15 protein-coding genes are annotated in these 23,489 nt (G+C 57.6%); 6 read left to right on the top strand and 9 right to left on the bottom strand.

Going from position 1 to position 23,489, the window contains the following annotated elements:
• Window positions 1–301: 301 nt before the first annotated feature.
• Both EST62_RS05035 and EST62_RS05040 read right to left on the bottom strand, forming a co-directional pair.
• Window positions 302–934 (bottom strand): hypothetical protein, encoded by a 633-nt coding sequence (locus EST62_RS05035; protein ID WP_129051017.1) that lies wholly within the window; start codon window positions 932–934, stop codon window positions 302–304.
• Between the two features lie 66 nt (window positions 935–1,000).
• Window positions 1,001–1,285 carry a hypothetical protein gene (locus tag EST62_RS05040; RefSeq protein WP_129051018.1) on the bottom strand — a complete coding sequence of 95 codons (285 nt, stop codon included), beginning with the start codon at window positions 1,283–1,285 and terminating at the stop codon, window positions 1,001–1,003.
• Between the two features lie 323 nt (window positions 1,286–1,608).
• On the opposite strand from EST62_RS05040, the gene EST62_RS13430 reads away from it, so the two are divergent.
• The 3 genes from EST62_RS13430 (at window position 1,609) to EST62_RS13435 (ending at window position 6,438) form a co-directional block, all read left to right on the top strand.
• Window positions 1,609–1,842 carry a hypothetical protein gene (locus EST62_RS13430; RefSeq protein ID WP_167599191.1) on the top strand — a complete coding sequence of 78 codons (234 nt, stop codon included), beginning with the start codon at window positions 1,609–1,611 and terminating at the stop codon, window positions 1,840–1,842.
• A gap of 27 nt (window positions 1,843–1,869) precedes the next feature.
• Window positions 1,870–5,532: a DUF3683 domain-containing protein gene (locus tag EST62_RS05045; RefSeq protein ID WP_129051019.1), complete on the top strand. Its 3,663-nt coding sequence runs from the start codon at window positions 1,870–1,872 to the stop codon at window positions 5,530–5,532.
• Window positions 5,533–6,072: 540 nt separating this feature from the next.
• The gene (locus EST62_RS13435; protein WP_167599192.1) at window positions 6,073–6,438 is read left to right on the top strand and encodes a hypothetical protein; all 366 of its coding nucleotides are present in this window, start codon (window positions 6,073–6,075) and stop codon (window positions 6,436–6,438) included.
• A 138-nt stretch (window positions 6,439–6,576) separates the two neighbouring features.
• Here the strand turns inward: EST62_RS13435 and EST62_RS05055 are convergent, their stop codons facing one another.
• The gene (locus EST62_RS05055) at window positions 6,577–7,431 is read right to left on the bottom strand and encodes an SDR family oxidoreductase (protein WP_245153473.1); all 855 of its coding nucleotides are present in this window, start codon (window positions 7,429–7,431) and stop codon (window positions 6,577–6,579) included.
• A gap of 279 nt (window positions 7,432–7,710) precedes the next feature.
• Between EST62_RS05055 and EST62_RS05060 the strand changes: the two genes are divergently transcribed.
• The 3 genes from EST62_RS05060 to EST62_RS05070 all read left to right on the top strand — a co-directional run bounded on the left by EST62_RS05060 (window position 7,711) and on the right by EST62_RS05070 (window position 11,625).
• Complete coding sequence (locus EST62_RS05060) at window positions 7,711–9,954, top strand: cation:proton antiporter (protein ID WP_129051020.1); 2,244 nt, start codon at window positions 7,711–7,713, stop codon at window positions 9,952–9,954.
• Window positions 9,955–10,076: 122 nt separating this feature from the next.
• A complete protein-coding gene (locus EST62_RS05065) occupies window positions 10,077–10,637 on the top strand; it encodes a C40 family peptidase (protein WP_245153474.1) in 561 nt (186 codons plus the stop codon).
• A 397-nt stretch (window positions 10,638–11,034) separates the two neighbouring features.
• The gene (locus EST62_RS05070; RefSeq protein ID WP_129051022.1) at window positions 11,035–11,625 is read left to right on the top strand and encodes a YdcF family protein; all 591 of its coding nucleotides are present in this window, start codon (window positions 11,035–11,037) and stop codon (window positions 11,623–11,625) included.
• On the opposite strand, the gene EST62_RS05075 is transcribed toward EST62_RS05070, so the two are convergent.
• The 6 genes from EST62_RS05075 to EST62_RS05100 all read right to left on the bottom strand — a co-directional run bounded on the left by EST62_RS05075 (window position 11,619) and on the right by EST62_RS05100 (window position 23,155).
• Window positions 11,619–15,287 carry an AAA family ATPase gene (locus EST62_RS05075; protein WP_129051023.1) on the bottom strand — a complete coding sequence of 1,223 codons (3,669 nt, stop codon included), beginning with the start codon at window positions 15,285–15,287 and terminating at the stop codon, window positions 11,619–11,621. The two genes, EST62_RS05070 and EST62_RS05075, sit on opposite strands and share 7 nt — an antisense overlap.
• The gene (locus EST62_RS05080) at window positions 15,284–16,543 is read right to left on the bottom strand and encodes an exonuclease SbcCD subunit D C-terminal domain-containing protein (RefSeq protein ID WP_129051024.1); all 1,260 of its coding nucleotides are present in this window, start codon (window positions 16,541–16,543) and stop codon (window positions 15,284–15,286) included. Before EST62_RS05080 ends, EST62_RS05075 begins: the two co-directional genes overlap by 4 nt.
• Before the next feature lie 272 nt (window positions 16,544–16,815).
• Complete coding sequence (locus EST62_RS05085) at window positions 16,816–18,027, bottom strand: DNA recombination protein RmuC (protein WP_129051025.1); 1,212 nt, start codon at window positions 18,025–18,027, stop codon at window positions 16,816–16,818.
• A 30-nt stretch (window positions 18,028–18,057) separates the two neighbouring features.
• Window positions 18,058–20,562, bottom strand: coding sequence for an FxSxx-COOH system tetratricopeptide repeat protein (gene fxsT, locus EST62_RS05090; protein WP_129051026.1), 2,505 nt, complete (start codon window positions 20,560–20,562; stop codon window positions 18,058–18,060).
• A gap of 206 nt (window positions 20,563–20,768) precedes the next feature.
• Window positions 20,769–21,995: an NAD(P)/FAD-dependent oxidoreductase gene (locus EST62_RS05095; protein ID WP_129051027.1), complete on the bottom strand. Its 1,227-nt coding sequence runs from the start codon at window positions 21,993–21,995 to the stop codon at window positions 20,769–20,771.
• A gap of 599 nt (window positions 21,996–22,594) precedes the next feature.
• Window positions 22,595–23,155: a TlpA disulfide reductase family protein gene (locus tag EST62_RS05100; RefSeq protein ID WP_129051028.1), complete on the bottom strand. Its 561-nt coding sequence runs from the start codon at window positions 23,153–23,155 to the stop codon at window positions 22,595–22,597.
• Window positions 23,156–23,489: the final 334 nt, after the last annotated feature.

Raw genomic sequence — 23,489 nt, forward strand, 5'->3', positions numbered from 1 at the left:
ACATTATGACTTTTATGAATATATGTGCTCAATTATTACACTTTTATCTTTAACGAAGCAGAGCTTCGGGGAATATATCCCATAGAGATTCAATATCGCTCGTTCGACGGCAACAGCTTATTCAGCATAGCGAATCTACACGGGAGCATCCGAGTTGCTGACAGCCACGATAAATGTCAGATACTCCGCCGCCAATGAGCGAACCATCGATGGCTGCTGCTTTTCGGATACCTTTGGAGTCTTATTCCTTCTCATTCAATTTATTCCTTTATTATGACCATAATCTGAATACGTAATAATGCTATTGATCCAATATATTATCATGAATGTAGCTCACAAGCTCGACAGCGCCGGAAAAAGCAGAAACCAAAAGAATCATTATTCGCACAATCAAAGTATCAATATTAAGAAAATCAAATATATTCTTCCAAAAAAAAACATCATCTATTCCGCCATTGAAAAATAATGAATAGATAACAGCAGAAAGGTTAAACCCTGAAATCAAAGGTCCTGCAATTGAAAACAGCCCACCAATAACAATAAAAAGTGAACAAACAGTGATCGCCATAGCGACACCGTTCATACTATATGAAATTAATAAACCTGATAACAACAATCCTCCGACAAAAAATCCAATTAAATACATTATCCAAACACCATCATATTCAAATGATTTTTCTTTATGATAGTTATAAAGAACCCAGCACAAAAAAAACAAAACGCCAACATACCCACCCAACGACTTAACAACTGGAGCTGGGTCAGAATAATGGATAAAAGAATACCCGACACCTATCGTAAAATATATAGCGATTGTCACACGAAAAGTTTGCCAATATAAATGATCACCATATGATTTATACCGTACATACATTCCGACAAAAACAGGAAGACCTATTAAAAACATAACCAACGTATTAAAAACATCAGACATAATTGTTTTTATTAACATTATAAAAAAACAAATCCATGCACTACATATTTCGTTTGTGCTCCCCCATCACCCCACCCCCAGCACTTTCATGCTCTCTTCGCCGAACTGGCTGATTACCCAGACGGCAATTTTGCGGCCTGGCGTGGCGGGGATTGGATGCGATTGGAAGCCGTAGAGGCGGTCGAAGGCTTCTTTGGCGACTTCTATTTTGACTTCTATTTTCAGGTTTTTTTCGGCTTTTCGTTTCTTGCCGTTATTGGCAAGGGCGTTCATGCTTTTTTTGCTCTGGGCGAATCCGTCGTGCGTCTCGCCGCAGAAAAGGAGCTGGTGGCCGAAAAAGGGATTACTCATCGGCACGGCCCTCCTTCTGGTTGGACAGATACAACAACAGGCTGAAGATGTTCAGAACTGCGACTCATAAGGTGAATGCCGATTATTGAACGAGGGTCAGAGTGAACGCTGACGCAACGGAACTGCCACGAAGATCAGCATCTTGTTATATACTGATTGGTTACGCCATTTACAAGCAGGAAAACCGGTGATGCGCGACAGGTGACGGGTGGAGGGAAAAGTCGGGCCGGGAATGTTCACGAGGCAAGGCGGGTTAAGTGTGTTAACGCTTGATAAACGACTCGATCACCACGCTCCGAGGCTTCGTCGAGAGGAGGGCGACAATGAGTATCGATCGTGAACTCGCAGCGTTGGAAATGGCATGTCAACGAGTTACGGGGAGTTTCGTTATATTGTTGCACAAGCTATTCCTTTGTATGGCGTTAATGCCTGAAGAAACGCTTGCGAAACGGGTCGGCGGCCATAAACGGGCCGAACGGAAAAACGCAAGAGTTCTGAATTTTTATCGTCATTATTTATCGTGGCTTCCTGCCGGACGAGATTCGGATGAAGCATGAATATTTTTTCGCCAGTATTGAATACCTATGACTCTCAATAAAGAGCCTGATGCCGCGCGGGCAGTTCCTGCCGTCAAGCGCGAGATACCTTACAACTACACCTCCGCGAGCGACCGCCAGGCGATTTCGTTCATTCTCGGCGAAGAGGTCGTCCGGCAGATCGATGAACTGCGCGACCTCCGCGTGACCGGACGCTCGGCCCGCCTGCTCATGCAGCTCTTCGGCGACATTCTCATTCATGGCCGCAATCCCTATCTGCTCCAGGAGCTGATCGGCTCGGAGCGCCGCCGGAACAGGATTTTCGACCATGCCCGAAAGGACATCGAGACCATCCAGTCATCTTCAAACGGCGAGCAGAGAGTGATGGCGATCGTGCAAACCCTTCGCGCGAAGCTGGAGAAGTTCCGCGCCGAGATCGAGCGGCTGCCCGAGTTCCGGCGTACGCTCAAAAAGGAGCTGGCTCCCATCGTCGGAGCAAAGAACGTCCTGTACGATCCTTTTTCGATTGTAGCGCATGCCACCGACGCCACCGACTGGCGCTTGTACCTGCCGGTAGCCGTGGTGACGCCGGACGACGAGGCGCAGGTCGCCCCGCTCATCGCAGCCATCGCCAGGCTTGGGCTGCGCGTGATTCCGCGCGGCGCGGGCACCGGCCTCACCGGTGGCGCGGTGCCGCTGCGCTCGGACTGCGTTATCATCAACACCGAAAAGCTGAACCATGTGCGCGGCATCACCGAGCGGACGTTCCATCTGAAGGACGGCCACACGGTGGCGGGCAAGGTGATCGAGGTCGAAGCGGGCGTCATTACCGAGGCGGCCATGCACCACGCCGACCAGCACGGCCTGGTCTTCGCCACCGACCCCACCAGCGAGTGGGCCTGCACCATCGGCGGCAACATCGCCGAAAACGCGGGCGGCAAGATGGCCGTGCGCTGGGGCACCTGCATCGACAATCTACTGGAGTGGCGTATCGCCATGCCGGGCGGCAACCTCTGGACCGTGCGCCGAACCGACCATCAGTTGCGCAAGATTCTTCCCGAAGATACCGTGACCTACGAGGTGCTCGACCAGCATGGCGCGCCGCTCAAACGGGTTGCGCTGCGCGGCACCGAAATTCGCAAGCAGGGATTGTGGAAGGACATCACCAACAAGGCACTCGGCGGCGTGCCGGGCCTCCAGAAAGAGGGCACCGACGGCGTCATCACCTCGGCGGTGTTCGTGCTCTACCCGAAGTACGAACAGAAGCGCACACTCTGCCTGGAGTTCTTCGGGCCGGATATGGACGAGGCGAGCCGCGTCATCGTCGAGCTGTCGAAGGCGTTTCCGTACCAGAACGTCGATCACGAAACGCTGCTTGCGCTGGAGCACTTCGACGACGAGTACATCCGCGCCATCGACTACAAGGTGAAGGCCACCCGCCCGCAGACGCCAAAGGCGGTGCTCTTGATCGACATCGCCGGGCACTCGGAGGCGGAGGTCGAGGCGGGCGTGGAGCGCGTTCGCAACCTGCTCGAAAAGCACCCGAACACCCTGATGTTCGTGGCGCGCGACCATGCCGAGGCCACGCTCTTCTGGGCGGATCGCAAGAAGCTTGGCGCGATTGCCCGCCGCACCAACGCCTTCAAGCTGAATGAGGATATTGTCATCCCGATCGACCAGCTCGCCGTGTTCGCCCGCTTCATCGACGACCTGAACGTCGAGGAGGAGCGTTTCGCGCAGTTGAAGTACGTTGACCGGATCGACGCGATGCTGCGCGAGAACAGCAATCCGGAGAGCCTCTCGCCGTTCGAGGCGAAGATTCCGGCGGGCCTCGGCCTGTGCGACCTGATCGGCAACCGCCTCGAAGCCGCCGACCCGCTGCTGTTGCGCTCGCTGACCCTGTTGCAGGAGTTCCGCACGGAGCTGAAGCAGCTCTTCCGGGGCTATCCGAAAACGCTCGACGCCATCGAGGCGGCCTACCAGCACGTGCGCGACCGACGCATCGTGCTGGCCACGCACATGCACGCCGGCGACGGCAACGTGCACGTCAACGTGCCGGTGCTCTCCAACGACCGACCGATGCTCGAACGGGCCGATCACGTCATCGACATGGTGATGGAGAAGGTGATTTCGCTCGGCGGCGTCGTTTCGGGCGAGCACGGCATCGGCGTCACAAAGCTGAAGTACATGGACAAAGCGCGCATCGAGGAGCTGACCGCCTATCGCCGCGAGGTCGATCCGGACGGCATTATGAACCCCGGCAAGCTGGAGGATTACGAGGCGCTGAACCACATCTTCACCCCGTCGTTCAACCTGCTGGAGCTGGAGGCGCACATTCTCAAGCGCGGCAAGCTCGAAGAGTTGTCGAAGAAGGTGGACTACTGCATCCGTTGCGGCAAGTGCAAGCCGGACTGCTGCGTTTACTACCCGGCGCGCGGCATGTTCTACCATCCGCGCAACAAGAACCTGGCCATCGGTTCGCTCATCGAGGCGCTGCTCTACGACGCCCAGCGCGAACGCTCGACCGATTTTCGCCTTTTGCAGTGGCTGGAGGAGGTCTCGGATCACTGCACCATCTGCCACAAGTGTTTGAAACCCTGCCCGGTGGACATCGATTCGGGCGAGGTCTCGATTCTCGAACGGGAGATTCTCTCGGCGCGCGGCTTCAAGGACTCGCCGCCCATTACCAAGATGACGCTGAACTACCTGGCCAACCGCTCGCCATTCTACAACAAGATGTTCCGCAACACGGTGCTGCGGATTGGCGGGGCCGTCCAGCGGGCCGGCACGAAAATGACCGCGCCGTTGCAGGCATCCGAGGCGCAGAATGTGCTGCCGCCGCTGCGGCTCTTGCGCTCGGCGGTGCCGCCGGTGCCGGAAAAGACCCTGCGCGACGTGCTGCCGCCCTGCGACAGCGACCAGGTGCTGGTGTTCGAGCCAACCGGCAAGGAGGCGACCTCGACGGTCTTCTACTTCCCCGGCTGCGGCTCGGAGCGGTTGCACTCGACCATCTCGATGGCCGCGATCCACATTCTGCTCGAAACCGGTACGCGCGTGGTGCTGCCGCCGCCCTTCCTCTGCTGCGGCTTCCCGCTGAACGTCAACGCCAAAGAGGAGGAGTACGCCTCGATCGTGCTGCGCAACACGGTGATGTTCAGCCAGATTCGCGAAATGTTCTCCTATCTCGATTTCGACGCCTGCGTGATCTCCTGCGGCACCTGCATGGAGGGACTCGAAATCATGGACGCCCCGAAGCTCTTCGGCAACCGGATTATCGATGTCTCGCGCTACGCTTACGAAAAAGGGATGCGGGTTGACGGCGGCTCGACGCCAAGCCTCTACCACGCCCCATGCCACGACTCGCTGAAGGGCAAAGCCTGCGACCTGTTGCGCGACGTCGGCGGCTTCGGCAAGGTGACCGACGTGCCGCACTGCTGCTCAGAGGCCGGAACGCTGGCGCTGTCGCGGCCCGACATCACCGACTCGATGCTGCACCGCAAGCGCGAAGCGCTGAAGGAGTCGATGCACGGCGCGCCGACGGCGACGATCCTCACCAACTGCCCGTCGTGCGTGCAGGGCCTCGGGCGCAACCACGACATGGGCGTCGAGCCGAAGCACATCGCCGTAGCACTGGCCGAAAAACACTCCGGCCCCGACTGGATGGAACGCTTCCTCGCCCAGGCCGCAAAAGCCCAGGCGGTGATGTTTTAATGATGAATGATGCGTTGACTGGGCGGGGCCGTCGTGTCCGCCCAGTCTGCGTCCGGCCCGGCGAGAAGCCGTGTCTGTCATCACGGCGCCCCGCTCTCGGCTGACGCCAGAATCCTACGAAAATGAAGAATAATCATTACCCTCCCGGCCAAAAACCCTGAATAATTATCCAGGATATCAATCAGGCTTTACCGGATAACATCTTATTAATCTATAAGTTAGCTCACCTCCATCATTTTACCGGTTTTGCTCCTTGGTGTTGCCGGAGTAATAACCGTCATCTCTCGGAAACACTTCTTACATATTCGTAGCTATCACCCTTTCTTCTTTTGCTTTAAAGCCTCTCATTTCTCTCGCCCGTAAAAATTTATCATCCCCATCTGATCTAACGATAAAACATTTTCTATCAAGAGAATAGCCCGTTCAGAATATTGCATGGCGAGGAATCACGCCTCACGATTCCGGATAAAGTCGCACACTTTGGCACGCATCTTGTTGCAGTAAGTATAAAACTTCTTGCAAAACGAAAAACCTACGACCATGTACAGAATTATCAATGAATCGGAATACATCGCGGTCACCTTCGTCGGCTCGGTCAGTTTTTCGGAACTTCTCGATGCCTTCCTGCGCCTTACCGCCCTGCCCGGTTTCGGCGACAAAAGCCGAATCTGGATTTTCAAAGGCAGCGATGAAGCCAGTCTATCGCTGGCGACGATCTCATCGGTCATGCCAATCGTCAAAAAGCTGAACCTGAAGAACAAAAAGAACAAAGTGGCTATCGTGTTGCAGAGCGGTCTTCACAACGCTATCGCCGGCCTGTTCGACAGCGACAGCAGCCCGGAGGACACTCGCCGCGTCGATCTCTTCGACGACGTGGACAGCGCCATGCAGTGGGTGGCGGCGTGAGGGAAAATTATGAATTATGAATGCTGAATGATGAATTAAAAGAAAGCCGTAGCGGGCAATTCCGACAAATCCGGGATTGCCCGCCATTCCTTTCCTCTTTACCTATAAGTCCTATAGGACTTATAAGACCTATCCGACCTATTCCCGCCTTTCCCCCTCGCTGGTGAAAAAGCGCTCCTTGCGATACCCGAACAGTGACGCCGCCAGTTTGGCGAGCATAAAAATCACCGGCTGATAGCGTAGCGTGCCGCCTCGCCCGCTCGCGGCCCGGATTGCGGGAACCAGCTTTGCTGCCACCGTTTCGGGCGTTTCGGCCGTTGCGTTGAAGAAGCGCTTCTGCGCGGGCGTGGCGTCGCGGAGCAACAGAGCGGTCAGCACCAGGCCGGGACTCAGCTCGTGCACTCCGACCGAGCGCTTTCCGGCGGCTTCGAGTTCACCACGAAGCAACTCGCTCATGATCGCCACCGCCCGCTTGGAGGCTCGATGCGGCACGGAGGTGGGCGACGAGCGGAGGCCCACGGCGGTAAATCCCATGTTGAACAGATGATAGCGCGGCCCGCCCTCGCCCTCGGGCTGGCGGAGCATAACGCGCAACGCCTCCGAGCAGAGCATCATGCTGCCGGAAAGATTGGTGCGGCAGGTCTCGTCGATATCGGCGGGATCGAGCTCCCAAAGCGGTCGGCGCATCCGGCCCGCCGTGCCCGCATTGTTGATCCAGCGGCTGATGACGCCGAGCTTCGATGCGGCAAAAGCGGCAAATCCGGCGGCCTGCCGGGAATCGGAAACATCACACGCCATGCCGTGAACCTCCCCTCCCGGCGCATCGCTTTCGAGGGTTTGCAACGCCGACACGAGGTTCGAGGCGAGGCGAGAGCAGATCACCACGCGATCGCCGGCCCGCAAAAACTCCCGCGCCATCGCCAGACCGAGTCCGGCGCTCCCGCCGGTAATGACCACCCCAAGAGAAGCCGATATGCTCTTCGTTCGTTGCATTGAGAGGATAACCGTGATTTTTCAAAGAGAGAGAAAATACAGCAGCGCGTAGCGACTCACAAGCAAAGCATTATTCTGAACGCGATGGCGTGTCGCTTTCGTTACAATCATTGATATTCAGGCGATGTTTGTATTATACTTTGCTTTGTAGAGTACTTTACGCCAAAACACAAAGAAGCACGGACTGCGGCCTGAAGCCCTCGCATTCAGGTAAATTGCTTAAATTCAATCCTGTTTCCCAGCAGTCAGCCAAACAAACCTGAAGCGGACTCAAGCAATATGGAATCCTATTACCACCAGTTTCTTGAGGAATTCCACTTGCCATTGACCAATCCGGTGCTGGTCTTTTCGCTCGTACTGTTCGTCATTCTGCTCGCGCCGATTGTCTTCAAACGCTTCAACATTCCCGGCACGGTCGGCCTGATCCTGTCGGGCGTGCTCATCGGCCCGCACAGCCTCAATCTGCTTGAAAAAAGCTCCGCCGTTGAACTCTTCTCGACCATCGGCCTGCTCTATATTCTCTTCATCGCCGGCCTTGAACTCGATGTGAACGAGTTCAAAAAGAGCCGCTATAAAAGCGCCCTGTTCGGATTTCTGACCTTCAGCATACCCATCGCGATAGGCTATCCTTTCTGCCGATACCTGCTCAATTACAGCATCGGCACGAGCCTCCTGACGGCCAGCATGTTCGCCACGCACACACTGGTCGCCTACCCTATCGTGAGCCGGATGGGCATTGCCAAAAACCAGACGGTGGCCATCACGGTGGCGGGCACCATTTTGAGCGATACGGCGGTGCTGATCCTGCTGGCGGTCATCATCGGCTACAGCCGGGGCGACATCAACCACGAGTTCTGGCTGCACCTCGGACTCGCCCTCTCGCTTTTTTCGGCCATTGTCTTCATCGTGCTCCCCTCCATCGCCCGCTGGTTCTTCACCAAACTCGAAAACGAAAAACACGCCCACTACATCTTTGTTTTGGCGGCGGTCTTTTTTTCGGCCTTTCTGGCCAAAGCCGCCGGACTGGAGCCGATCGTTGGCGCTTTCGCAGCAGGCCTGGCGCTCAATGCACTCATTCCCGGCTCTTCAGCCCTGATGAACCGCATCGAATTTATCGGCAACTCGCTCTTTATTCCCTTTTTCCTCATCAGCGTGGGCATGCTGGTCGATCTCAGGGTGATCGCGAGCAGCCCGATGGCCCTGCTTATCGCCCTCCTCATGATTGTTGTGGCGCTTGCCGGAAAGTGGCTCGCCGCGTTTTTCACCCAGAAAATTTTTGGCTATTCCGCCTCGCACCGGCGGCTGATCTTCGGCCTGAGCAGCTCCCGCGCCGCCGCGACCATCGCCATCGCCCTGGTCGGCTACCGGGTGCGCATCCTCGACCTGAACATCCTCAACGCCATCATCATCCTCATCCTCGTCACCTGCATCGTCGGCTCGCTCGTGACAGAGAAAGCGGCAAAGGAGATCGTCCTCGAAGAGAGCGACGCCACGCCTGAAAATGAGAGCGCTGAGGGCGACGCCGACGAGCAGATTCTGTTGCCGATCGCCGAAGCCAAACCCTCCGAGCGGGTGCTGGAGCTGGCCGTGATGATTCGGGAGAAGCGCTCCGCCAATCCGCTGACCCTCCTGACCGTCGTGCCCAATGACCAGGCGGCTGAACTGAACCTGAAAAAAGCCCGGAAAGAGCTGGCTCCCGCCGTCGATTTCGCGGCCTCGTTCGACACCCGCCTCAACATCGTCGCCACCATCGACTACAACATTTGCAGCGGCATCGGCAGAACGGTCAAGGAGTCGCAGTCCGATCTGATTGTTTTCGACTGGCCGCACCGGCAAGGCTTCATCGACCGGATGATTAACGACGCCACCGAAAGCATCGTGGGCTGCACCTGCAAAACCACGATGATCTGCCACCTCACGCGCCCCTTGGCTTTGCACCGGAGAATCGTGGTCATCTGCCCGCCTTTCGCCGAAAAAGAGAAAGGATTCGGGCAGTGGGTGCGCAAAATGAGCCGCTTGTCGCGGGAGCTGAGCGTCCCTCTGCTCCTGCATTGCGACCGGAAAAGCCGCTCGGCAATCAGCGATGCGCTGAAAACAGCGCCCTCCGGCTCGCCCGTTTTGTACGAAGCATTCAGAAACTTCCGCGAATGGGAAGAGATTTCAAAACAGAAGCTCCAGTTCAGGGATGACGACATCATCGCCTTCGTCAGCGCCCGACGCGACTCGATCTCTTACCGGGCCTTTTTCGATTTCGTACCCGACCGGATCGAAAAGCACTTCCAGAACATCAGCAAAATCATGATCTATCCGGCGCAATTCGATTCCGCCTGCATCGAAGAGGGTTACGCCGATATGGTCGCGCCCAAACCCTTCCCGTTCGGCGCATCGACAATCCGTAAAATAGGAGAGGAAGTATCCGTTTTCATCAAAAAGAACCGGTTACAAATCAGAAAAAAGCTCAGAAAAACACGGCAGCGAAGCCAAAAAAATTTGGAGAATGGCGGAAAGAGTCATAAAATGTAAGCTCATGTAATATCAATTATTAACACCGTCAATCACCGCCCGGCGCGGGAGTTGACCTATTTCAGCCGCCTATGCGAAGAGAGCAACAATTTTGGCCAGGCCTTCGGGTTCTGAAAACGCTCATGGCTTGCGCCACCATTGCCGCTTCGCTGACCTTCCATCCCCCAACGCTTTTTGCTGCCGACAACGAAACCGAACTGCCCCGTACCGATCCTTCCGCTGATCTTTTCTCGCCGGTCAGACAATCAGTTCAAAACATCCAGCATCTTTTTACCGATGTCAGGCAGTACCTTGGCATTCGCTACCGTTTCGGTGGAGATTCTCCGTCCGGTTTCGATTGTTCGGGTTTTGTCCGGTTCATGTTCAGCAAGGAACTCAACGTCGATCTGCCGCACTCTTCGCGCGAAATGTCAACGATGGGTACAAGAGTTGACCGGAGCGAACTCCGTCCCGGCGACCTGGTCTTCTTCACGAATGGCAAAAACCGCATCAGCCACGTAGGCATCTTCGTCGGCAACGACACCTTCGTCCACTCTTCGCTCTCCAAAGGCATCACACGCGACACGCTCAGCGAAAGCTACTACAGCAAACGCTTCGCCACCGGTGTGCGTATTCTCGACGTGCAGGACAGCCAGCTTCCAAACGACCTCAATAACCTGATCGACGGCGACTCCGCATCCTGATTCTCCGAAAAGCCTGAACCGGCAACAGGCCGACAGCGGCCAATTATCAGAAATTCGACACGCTTCTGTCAACGCATTCCATGACATTTCAAGCTCGTGCCAGGCGTAAGAAAGCAGCTTGACGGACAACTTATCCGCACTAATGCAGGTTACGCTTGCGTCAACCATACGATGCTTCATTCTATTGAATTACGTATATTCTTCCCATGCAGTGCGTAACGCTATCGAACCGTCGGTACCATCGAGCTATTCGAGGTGAGGAAAAAATTTGCTGCTGACATATCTGAATCATCAATTCATGCCCCCCTCATTCCGACAAGCCGACACGGTAAAAGATGTAACTCCATACGCTGATAATCGATAACGGCATAAACCCCGAATTCCGCCACTCTGTGTCATGAAAGCTTTCCTGAAAATCTCCCTCTTTTTCTTTCTGATCTCCAGCGCTCTCTGCGCCACGCTCTATCTTGGACTCGGACTGCTCGTGTCGATGCACTCCTCGAAACCGCAAAAGGCGGATGTCATTGTCGTGCTTGGCGGTGACGACGGGCTGCGGGTGAGCAAAGGGGGCGATCTGTACAAGGCGGGCTATGCGAAGCGTATCCTGCTGACCGGCATCGACAGCCGCTATTACCGCCCGGATCATCCCAACTGGCGTGAACGCAAACTCATGGAACGGGGCGTGCCAAGAAAAAACATCATCGTCGATACCTGGTCTGAAACGAGCTGGGAAGAGGCGGAAAACACCTCGGACCTCATGGACAAAAAAGGGTGGAAAAGCGCGCTGGTGGTCAGCGATCCGCCGCACATGCTTCGCCTCAACAAAACCTGGAAAAAGGCGTTTGCGGGCAGCGGCAAGCGCTTCCGGCTGGTGGCCACCGAACCCGCCTGGTGGCATCCCTTCTTCTGGTGGCGTAATGACATAAGCTACCGTTTCGTCGTGAGCGAAATCAAGAAGAATATCTATTATCTGGTAGCCTATTACTGAGTGCCGCTGACGCCGGGGCCTTCGATGGCGCTGCGGCCTCCGGTGATCGGCGTGACCTTGATGTGCGTGGCGATGCGATCCCGCAGCGCAGGCACGTGCGATATGATGCCGATCAGCTTGCCGGACTGCTGGAGGCTGCCGAGCGTTTTCAGCGCCGTTTCGAGCGCCTCTTCGTCGAGTGTGCCGAACCCTTCGTCGAGAAAGAGCGAATCAACGCGCACGTTCCGGCTCGACATCTGCGACAAGCCGAGGGCAAGGGCAAGGCTGACGATGAAGCTCTCGCCGCCGGAGAGGTTGCGCGTGGAGCGGATTTCGCCCGCCTGCCACTGGTCGATCACGCTGAGTTCGAGTGCGCCCGACGGGTCGTGCAAGAGCACGTAGCGGTCGGTCATGCGCGAGAGCTGCTTGTTGGCGTGCTCGATCATGATCTCGAAGGTGATGCCCTGAGCGAAGTTGCGGAACTTCTTGCCGTCAGCCGAGCCGATGAGATGGTGCAGCAGCTCCCAGCGGCGGCACTCCGTTTGCTGCGCTTCGACCGCCTCCATTTTTGAGCGATGCTCGTCGGCCGCCTGCCGGTGCGCTTCGAGCTGGCTTGCGATAGCTCCGAAGCGCCCGCGCACCTCTCGAAGCTCCTCCTGAAGCGCCTCGATCCGCGCCGAAAGCTCGTCGGCGGATGAAGCTGTGAGGCGGCGCTCCAACTCGTCGCGCAGTCGCGCCTCGCGGTCGGAGCGCTTGAGGTCGATGTCGCGCTTCCGGTTTTCCAGCGAAGTCGCGGCGCTTTCGAGCCGCTCGCGCTCGGCCTCCGGCAGACACGCGGTGACAAACGCCGCTTCGTCGGCAAACCCTTTTCCGGCAAGCGCTTTGGCGAACTCCGCCTCGCGGCGCTCGGCCTCCTCGCGCTCCTCTTCGACGCCGCGCCGCAACTCCGCTATCGAAGTGTCGAGCACGGCGAGCGCCTGCCGCGCGGCGCTCTGCGCTTCCGACGCGCCGGCAAGCTGGTCGCGCGCCGCCTGCGCGAGGCGTTCGAGCCGCTCCTGTTCGGCATCGGGCGACTTCTCGCCGAACCGTTCGAGCCGCTCTTTCGTGCTGGCCTCCACCCCAGCGAGTGCCGCCTCGACCTCCTCGCGCCGCATGGCGAGATCGGCGTCGAGCGCCGCGAGCTGCTCGGCGAAGTTGCGAAGTGACGCTTCGCCGCTTTGCACGGATCGTTCGAGACCACTCCCCCGCTCCTCCTCGCGCCGCCACGCATCGCGCCGCTCTTCCAGCCCGGTGACGAGCGGCTCGGCAATTTCGCCGTCGAGCGTGATGCCGTACGGTTCGACGAGGCGGCGCAAGAGCTGCCGCCGCTCGCCAAGCTCGCGTTGCGCCGCTTCGCGGTCGCCTTCGAGGCGATCGAGGTCGAGGCGGTTCGTGCGCTGCCGCTCGGCGGCCTGTTCGAGACGCCGCTCGTCGTTTCGCGCGGCTTCGCTGAGCTGCTGCAATCGCGCTTCGTCGTCGCGAATCCGCAGTTCGAGAAGGTCGAGCTGCTCGATGCGACCGGCAAGATCGTCAACCTTGCGCCCGCTCTCCGCGAGATTTTCGAGGACGACCGGCTCGGCTTCACGCGGCGGAACCTCGACGCCCGCTTTTTCGAGCAAGGCGAGGCACTGCCGCCCGGAGGACTCGCGCATGGCGGCCAGGTCATCGCGGCGCTGCTCCATCTGTTCGATCTCCGTCCGGCGCTCGGCGACGCTGATTTCAAGCTCGCGGATTTCGCGCAAGCGCTCCTGCACGGCTCGCTTCGCCGCGTCGAGCGCCGCGTCGTCGCTCTCCGGCAAGGCGTTTTCTTCGGCATAGGGATGATGCTCCGAACCGCACAAGGGGCACGGCTGACCGGCGACGAGGCGGCGACGCTCCTCTTCGAGGCTGCGCACCCGGTCGGCCAAGCGCGCGAGATTCTCCTGCGCCGCCGCCTCGCGCTCCGCGTGAGTGAGCAGCTCCCGCGCGTGTTCGAGCTTTCGCGCCGCCTCCGACTGCCTGTTTTCGAGCGTCTCGATATTTTCGCCAAGTTCTTTGATTTTCGGCAGCAGCTCCTTGCCGGACTTGTAGAGCGCCACGATCTCTTCGAGCAGCCGTCGGCGCTCGCGCAGAAGATCGAGGTCGGCGCGAAGCGCCTTGAGCGTCGAGCCGCCAAGCTGCGCGGTGAACGACGCTCTCCGCTCGTCGAGCGCCCGGCGGGCCTCATCCAGCGCGGCTTGCGAAGCTTTCGACTCCAGCTCGATCTTCGCGATCTCGTCGCGCAACTGCCCGATGGCTTGCTGAACGGCGGCGATGCCGGACGCTGCTGCCCGTTCCCGTTCCGCTGCCGGACGCAGTTCGTCGAAAGCGTGCCGGATACCCGACAGCGCGCCAACGAGCGAGGCGTCCGCGCCGTGCTCCTCCTGCCAGGCGCGGAGCTTTTGCCACTCGTTCCGCGCTGACTCGACGCTCGCCGAAGCCGCCGTGCGTTCGGCGTCAAGCCTTACGCGCCGCTCTTCGAGCGCTTCCAGCTCCCGCTTCCGCCGCCCGGCCTCCGTCCGCTTGCCCTCAATCACCACGTCGAGCTGACGCGCTTGAGCGATGAGCGGCCTCGCTGCCGCCACGCTCTCCTGCGCCGAAGCGAGCGCTTTTCCGGCAGCTTCGTGTTGCGCTTCCGCCACCTGTTGCTGTCGCTCCGCCTCCGGCCGCCCCGCCTCTTTCGCGGCAAGTTCATCGCTGTCACGCTGCAACTGCGCCCGTTTCAGCGTCAGCACGGCGTGCAGCGGTTCGACGGCGGCGGCGTTGCGAGCGAGCCGGAGCCGCTCCGCGTCCGGCCGAAACGCCTCGCGCTCGGCGTCGAGCGCTGCCGATTCGCTGCCGATAGTCGCGAGCGCCCCTTCGAGCCGGGCGATCTCCTGCAACCAGCGCAACGCCGCCGATTCGGTTTCGACCACAGCGTTCAGCTCGCGCTCCGTTACGATGCACCCCGCCCGCTCCGATTCGAGCGCTTGCCGCTCCTCGTCGCCGAGCAGCCGGATGCCCTCGCATTCGAGCTGGAGCCGGTCGAGCCGCGCCAGCTCGTCGCGCCGCCGCTCGTGCACCTTCATCGAGATGACCGAGTATATTTCGGTGCCGGTGATCTGTTCGAGCACGGGAGCACGCTGGTCGGCGTCCGCCAGCAGAAACTTCGCAAACGCGCCCTGGGCAAGCATCATCGAGCGGGTGAAGCGATCGAAGTCCATGCCGGTTCGCGCCTCGACCTCTTGCAACGTCTCCTGCAATTTTGTCTGGATAACCGCGCCCGACGCCGCATCGGAAATTTCGTGCTTCTGCGACTGCAACTCGCCGCCGCGCTTGTGGCGGGAGCGGTGCTGGCTCCAGTGGCAGCGGTACGCGCCGGAGGCGGTGGCGAAGGTCACTTCGGCGAAGCAGTCGCCCGCGTGGCGCGACATGATTTCGTTGCTGCTTTTGGTGATCCGCCCCAAGCGCGGCGTCTGGCCGTAGAGCGCGAGGCAGATGGCGTCGAGAATCGTGCTCTTGCCGGAGCCGGTAGGCCCGGTGATGGCGAAGAGTCCGTCCGAAAGGTATTCGGGCCGGGTGAAATCGATCTCCCACTCCCCTTGCAGTGAGTTGAGGTTGGCGAAACGGAGCTTCTGGATAATCATTGGCCAGCCTCCTTTTCGGCCATCACATCCTCCTCCCGGATCGAGCGGAGCACTTCGCGGTAGCTCTCCATAAGCGCGGGGCGAAGCGCCTCGTCGGTGCCATACGCATCGAGGCAGCGGCTGAAGACCGCAACGGGGTCGAGCTGCTGGAGCGACTCGTCCGTCGCGGACTGGCGCAGCGCCTGCTGGAGCGGGCGGTTGTTGCGGATGCGGCGGATTTCAAGCTGCGAACCCTCGACCGCCTTTTCCATCGCCTCCTGCACCACCGCTGGCGGCTCGTCACCGCGATACTCGATTTCGAGCCACGCATTGCTCCCCGCCGACCGGAGCGCGGCGATGGAGAGGCTCAGCTCGCCGAGGCCTCCGGCAAGGCGTTCGAGCGGCTGGAAGCGGGGAATCTCGATCTCCGTGACCACCGGCTCACGCCCCTCGAAATCGACCTGAAGCACCAGCTTTTGTTGCTTCGATTCGCCGAATCCCATCGGGATGGGCGAGCCGCAATAGCGCATGTGCTCCTTGCCCTCCACCCGCTGCGGCACGTGCAGGTGGCCGAGCGCCACGTAGTCGAACACGGGCGGAAAGGCCGCCGAGCAGACCAGCGAGAGCGCCCCGGCATAGACTTCGCGCACGCCGTCCCCCTCGACCGTGACGCACCCCGCCGTGAAGAGGTGGCCCATCGCGATGACCGGAATTTCCGCGCCGAGGCTCTGGCGAATCTCTTCGGCAATCCGCGCAATTTCGGCGTAGTGAAGCGACACGCCTTCGGAGAGCTTGCGGATTTTGTCCTCCAGACTCTCCCCCGGCTCGACCGTGCGGATGTCGCGATCCCGCAGGAACGGCGTCGCGCAGACGATAGCCTCCGGCTTTCCCTGCCGGTCACGCAGCACCCGCACCTCGTCCGCCGGATCGCCGGTCGCCGCGCCGATGACATGCACGTCGAACGAGCGCAGCAGCTCCTGCGGCGCATCGAGAAAAGTGGGCGAATCGTGGTTCCCGCTGGTGATGACCACATGGCGGCAAGGCGAACCCTGCGTGAGGGCGATGCGGTGCAGGAATTGATAGTAGAGCTTCTGCGTGGCGTTGCCGGGCGTGGTGGTGTCGAAAATGTCGCCCGCCACGACCAGCGCCTCGATGCCGCGTGACTCAACGGTTCCGGCCAGCCAGTCGAGAAAAGCCTCGAACTCATGCAGGCGGCTGCGCCCGAACAGCGACCGCCCAAGATGCCAGTCGGATGTATGAAGGATTCGTAAAGACAAGGGATGATGGGGAATGAAGAATTGATAATGGATAATGAACAATGTAGGAACCGCCCTTTGGAGCACCAAGCTACAGAGTGGCAAAAAGCACGTTATTTATTGCAAATTTTACCAAGAGGGCAAATACTTTGCTTTGTAAAGTTCTTTGCGCCAAAAACACAAAACAGTTCAAAGCTTGCAATCAAAGTCCACAATAGGACGTATAGGTCTTGTAGGTCAAATGGGTCGAACCGCGAAGAAAAGGCCATCACGGGCCGGCGCGAGGCCTGCCCCTACATTTCATTGTCAATGGTCAATTGCTCATTGTCCATGAATTCTTGCGGCAGCTTTTTCGAGACTTTTGCGCCGAGTTTGCGAATCTCCTCGGCGCGTCCGGCGAGGTTGCCGCGGCCTTCGGTGAGGCGCTTCATGGCGAGGTCGAAGCTTTCCGAGACGCCGGAGAGCTTGCGGCGGGCGTCGGTCATCGCTTCGGCGACCAGCGCCACCTGGTCATAAATTCGGCCCGCCTTGTCGGCGATCAGTTCGGCGTTGCGGTTCTCGTTTTCGCGCCGCCAGATTTGCGCGATGAGGCGCAACGTAATCATGAGCGTCGCCGGGCCGGTGACGACGACGTTCCGCCCCGCCAGGTCGTAAAAGAGCGTCGGGTCGGCCTGCATCGCCGCCTGATACGCCGGTTCGAGCGGGATGCACATGATGACGAAGTCGAGCGTCCGGTTGCCCCGGAGCGCGGCGTAGTCCTTGCGCTCCAGCTCGGCCACGTGCCGCCGCACCGACTGCACATGCTCCCGCAACGCCTCGCTGCGCCGCGCCTCGTGCTCCTCGCCGCACCAGCGCTCGTAGGCGGTCAAGGACACCTTGGCATCAACCACCACCGCCTTTTCGCCCGGCAGGTGCACCATGAAATCGGGCCGCACCAGCCGCCCGTCGTCGGTGCGGTCGCTCTCCTGCACGGTGTACTCGCGCCCTTTCACCAGCCCCGACGCCTCGAAAAGACGCTCGACGATCAGCTCGCCCCAGTCGCCCTGCTTCTTGCTCTCGCCCTTGATCGCCCGCGCCAGATTGTTGGCCTCGTCGCTCACCTGATGGTTCAGCTCCTGAAGCTGCCGCACCTGTTCGAGCAGCCGCGCCGACAGCTCCGTATCGCTGCGGTGCACCTCATCGACGCGCTGGCGGAACGAGTCGAGCTGCAAACGGAACGGCTCCAGCAGCCCGTCGAGCCGCTGCCGGTGCTGCTCCGAAAGCGCCGCCCCCCGCTCCTCCACGATCCGGTTGGCAAGATTCTCCAACGCCGCCTCCAGTCGCACTTCATCCGCCCGCCGAGCCTCCAGCGAAGCCGCCCCCCGCTCCCGCTCATGCTCCACCTCCGCCTGCAACCGCGCATTCTCCACCGAAAGCGCGTTGGACTCCCGCTGGCTGCGCAGAAGCAGAAACCCAAGCGCCGCGATGAGAATGACGAGCAGGAGGATGACAAGCGTTGAGGTCATGGGTGGATTGAGGTTTGATTATTGGGATGATTATTGTTCGCCTTGCATTTTCTGCAAAAGGTCGTCGAGATTCTTTCGCGAAATTTTGGTATGCGGATGCTCGCTGCCAAGCTTCATTTCCCTTATTTCCAATGCGCGACGGAACATAGGCTCGGCTTCGAGATACTTGCCTTGTGCTTGCAACAATACTCCCAGATTGTTCAGATCGGTTGCCACTTCTGGGTGTTTGGTACCATACACTTTTTCATCGATCTCAAGAGAGCCACGATACAGTCGCTCTGCTTCTTCATTCTTGCCTTGAGCTTGCCGCAACAGCCCAAGATTGTTCAAATTTACCGCTACATATGGGTGATCCGGGCCAAAATGCTTTTCATTTATCTCCTGCGCTCGACGATACATAAGTTCCGCTTCTTCATACTTCTCTTGATTGTACAGCAACATTCCCAGACTATTGAAATCAATCGCAACATCAGGGTGTGCAGTACCATATACACTTTCATCAATCTCCAGTGCGCGACGATGCAACAACTCCGCCTCGTCATACTTGCCTTGAATCTGCAGCAAAGACGCTATATTTCCTAGGCTTGATGCTACATACGGATGATTCGAACCAAGATGCTTTTTATATATTTCAAACGCACGTCGATACAACACCTCAACTTCTCCAAACTTACCTTGTTCCTTCAGCAACAACCCAAGATTGTTCAGACTCGTCGCCACAAATGGATGATCCGGTCCAAGATGCTTTTCCTTGATCTCCAGCGCTCGACGAAATAGTAACTCCGAGTCTGCATAAGCAGCTCTTCTGTGGCAATATGAACCTATGATATTTAGCAAATCCGCCATGACTGACCAAGCGAGATCATGGTCATGGAAATTGTCTTTGAGCAGAATCTGCACATGAGGGAATAACGTTTCGCACTCCGGCCAGCAGGAGGGGTTACTGAACGCGCCTTGCGGAAACTGCTCACTTAATGCCATCACCATCAACATTCGACATACAGCAAGATCATCTTCATTCATCTGATCACAAACAACCGACTGTACCAAACGATGAACGGTAACCAGCTTTTCATCGAGCATAATCAACGAATATGAGCGCAACGCTTCATAAGCATCGTCGATCACGAACTCATCGAGTTTTTCCTCCTTGTTCACACCTCCAACCCAAATCTCCAACGCCCTATCAAGCAGCGTTCGGGGAATGGCGTCGGGAGCTACAATGCTGCATAGAGACAGCAGCTCTTCTGCCATCGGAACCTTGCGAATCTCCTCGAAGGCCAGACTCCAGGTTGTCGCGACGGTTTCTTTATAGCCATCCGGTGCTTTTTCCCGGTTCCAGAGTTCTTTTCTGCGGGTGTTGAAAAGCGTCAGATAGTCCGCGAAGCTCTTCTTTTTGTTGTCGCAATAGGCTGCGGCCTGTTCGAGCGCGAGAGGCAGGTCGCCGAGCGCTTCGGCAAGGGCGTTGGCTCCCGCTTCATCCGTCCGTTCGGTTCGCTTCAGGAGAAACGCGACCGACTCGTTCCGCTCCCACACCTCGACTGGCAGAGGGTTAACGACGCTCCTCCAGTCGGGATTCCGGGAGGTGATCAGCACATGGCCGCTTGCCGAGCGTGGCAGATACGGCTTGATGCTGTCGGCATCCCGGGCGTTGTCGAAGATGAGGAGCCAGTTGTTGTTGCGCTCCAGCCACCTCGTGACCGCCTGAACGACCACCGCCTGATTGGCCTGTTCCTTCTCCGGCAGATTCAGCTCCAAAGCCAGCGCCGAAAAATCGCTCGCCAGCGTCGAAGGCTCCTCCGAGCGAATCCACCAGATCACCTCGTACGACGCGCTGTGGCGATACGCATACTCGACAGCGAGCTGCGTCTTGCCAATCCCGCCCAGCCCATGCAACGCCTGCTGCGTCAGGGCGGTGTTGCGCTCCTTCAGCATCGATTCACGCAAAGTGCTCAACACCTTCTCCCTACCGGAAAAGTTCGGATTCCTATGCGGCAAGTTGTGATGATCGGGCAAAGTGCCGGGAAAGCGAGGTGCGGTTGCTGCGCTCTGCGCCGGACGCTTCGCCGATTGTGGAAAAGCCGGTGGAGTTGACGGAGGAATCGAGCCGCCTTGTATCGATTTTGCGATTTCATCGAGCAATTTTGCTTTCGCTTCATCCTCTTTCAATCCAACCAGATCGATATAAATCTTTCCGGTAAACATGCCGTCTGGCTTGAAATCGACAACCCGAATCGGTATCAGCAAACGTTCTGTGCCCGTCGGATCCAGCGCGAAAGCCGCCGCCCATTCCGGATGGGTGAACAGCGCATCGAGATACTTTGGCGACACCACCGCGATGGTTCGCGTCGTCTCTCTCGCAGCTCGGTGCATCTCCAAGACAAAATTTCCACCCGCGTGAAAATCCCACGCCTGAAGCACGACGTCATACCCGGCCTCTTCGAGAATCCAGGCAATCCACGACGCAACCTCTTCATCAGCGCCGGTGTAGCTGATGAAGAAATCCTTCTTGGCTTTGGCGTCGGCTGAGTCCATAATGCGGTGAGGTTGTGGGGTTGCGCGTTCACGCTTTTTCGGAAGATAGCCATTGGCGCTAAAATTACGGCGAGCTTGGCGGGGGTTTTGTGGAAAGAATGGGACGAAGTGGGCATGGTGGACTTGCCTGTCATACGAACAAAAAAAGCCGAGAGCCTGCCTTTCGGCAAACCCCCGGCTGGAGCATCCGGTTGCGGCAAAAACCTTTATCCAACCTCTTTACCGGCCATAACCAGGGTCGGGGGCATTCCGAGGTGCTTGCCTGCGAGCAGGACGTTCCAGTAGAGCGGCTCGAAAGCGAGCTTACCGTACCAGTTCATTTTGGTCTCCTTCAACAGCGAGAATGGGCCAAGCTTCGGCAGCGGGAACTTGCCCGGCAGCGGCTCGATCTTGTAGCTGAAATCGATCAGCGAGGAGGTGCCCTTCGAGTAAACGATGAAGCAGGTCGAGTGGCCGTCGAAAATCTCCTCCGGCTTGGCGCCGTAAATCTCCGCCATGATGTTGAACACCACGACGTCCGCCTCGTAGTGCGCCACCGAACCGGCCTTCGAGGTCGGCACGTTGGTGGCGTCGCCGATCACATAGACTCCGTCATGCTTCAGCGCCTTGAGCGTGTTGTGATGCGTGGGAACATAACCGATACCATCGTCCATCCCCGAATTGCTGATCACCGGATCGCCAATGGTGCTCGGCACAATAACGAGCGTATCATATTTTACCTTGTCGCCCTGCACCGACTCGATGTATTTCTCCTTGCCGTCAACGCGGTTCAGCTCGAAGCTCGTGGTGATCTTGATGTTCTTCTCTCTTGCCGACTCGGTAAAGACCGCTGCGGCCTTGGGTTTGGTGAAGGCCATCGGCAGCGGCGTCACCAGCTCGATCTCCGATTTATTCCTGATACCCTTGCTTTTCAGGAACCAGTCGGCCATGAAGACGAACTCGATCGGCGCAACCGGGCACTTGAACGGCAACTCGGCGATGTTCATCACCAGCTTGCCGCCATCGAACTCTTTCAGGCGCAGCCGAAGCTGATCGGCGGCCTCCTTGACATAGAAGGTAAAGGCGTTCTTGCCCCACGCCTCCATCAGGCCATCGTTCTCCTCGGGGGCGATCCGGCAACCGGTGCTGATAACGAGAAAATCGTAGGTAAACGTGTGGTTTTTGGTCTTGACGGTTCTCTTTTCGGGATCGATGCTGGTGATTTCATCCATCACGAAATTGACGCCTGGAGAGATGTACTTTTTTCGCGACTTTACGAGTGTGTTCGACTTCTGGATGCCGAACGGCACGAAGAGCAGGCCCGGCTGATAGATGTGTTCATCGTCGCGGTCGATAACCGTAATTTCCCAGTCTGCCGGCAGATGACGACGCAGGTTGTTCGATACAATCGTCCCGGCGGTACCCGCTCCCAATACGACAATTTTTTTTGACATACTCCACAGCCTCCAGCGCTGTTTTTTTGATTTGGAATGAAAAAGAAAATTAAGCGTGACCTCAGGCATTGTGCCGATGCTTCAGTCTATCCTGCTGTAAATAACAATCGTTAACACTGTGCCGCAAAAAAAATCCCGACTCTTTGCGGAATACCCCGCCCCGTTCAGAAATGAGCGCAGCGGGAAAAGATATTTCTTTGATAAATCGAGACTTGCTGTCAGACGGCTTGTGTCTTCAACAGGTCCGGGTTAAATAGAGAAACCTCTCTTCGAGCCTCTATTTACCTCTGGTGAAGCACAGCTTTATGGCTGCGCGCCACCGCACCCCGCCGCCAATAATTCAATTATATAATTGAATCGTTAAATGTATAGATGAATATATTTAAACCGAACCATAAAAGCAAACAAGAAATAAATCATACATGCTCGTCGAGGCGCACGAGGAGCATGTTCTTTTACGGTTGTTCATCGAGAACGGAAAATCAACCGAGAGGCAAGCCGCCAAACCGACGCGCTGTTGGGCCGGTTTGGCGCATAGAAGAGGTATTTGAAGAGCATTGCCGGAAAAATCCGGGAGCGGGGATAAGATTTCTATAAGCCTATCTCGAAGGTTTGCTGCCGAGAGCCTTGAGGATGAGCGACTCGAAATCCGCTTTGGTCAGCCCGCCGCTGACGGCATTGAGCACCTTGCCGTTTCGACCGATGACGAACGTAGCCGGAATCGCTCTGATTTTTCCGCCCGGCAGGAGCTTGCCGAACGCCGCTTCGAGTTGGGGATTGGTCATCGTGACCGGATACTCGACGCCCATCTCCCAGAGAAAATCGGGCAAGGTCTCTTTGCGATCCCGAAAGGCGACGCCGATAAAGGTGAAGCCCTGCTTCTGGTACTTTTTCTGCAACGCCACCATGTCGGGCAGCTCTTCGCGGCACGGAGGACACCACGAGGCGAAGAAATTGACGATGTATGGCCGACCTGCAAGCTGCGAGCTGTTCACCACTTTGCCGTCGAGCGTCCTGATGCTGAACGCTGGCGCTTGCTGACCCGCGGCGTCACTCTTCCGGGACGGCGGAACCGCCGCCTTCGCGCTCGACGCCGGAACGCCGCCACAGACGAAAAGCGCCAGAAGCGCGGCTGCGGAAAGTTTTCGTATGGAGTTCATAAAGCCTGGATTGGTTGGACTGTTTTTGAAATAGCTCAGGAAAAAGATACAAAGAAAGGGTGCCGCAAGCACGATACGCCCTCTCTGCTTTATCCGGAAGGGTGTCCCAAAAAGCAGGTGTGTACGATTTCTTCAGATGCTAAATTATTACTCCAGCAACAAAAAATCGCCATCATCCCCAAAAAGAAGAGGTTGAGCTAAAGCCCTGTTTTATTTTGCTTTGTCCGCATACCCCATCCCGAAAGCTTTCGGGACGAGGCAAGTGTTTGAGCGTTTTAATGGCCGGAATAGTAACGGATAACGGTATCGCAAGTGCGGAAGCCTTCCGGGACTG

The organism is Chlorobaculum sp. 24CR (assembly GCF_004118635.1).
In the GTDB taxonomy this organism is placed as follows: domain Bacteria; phylum Bacteroidota; class Chlorobiia; order Chlorobiales; family Chlorobiaceae; genus Chlorobaculum.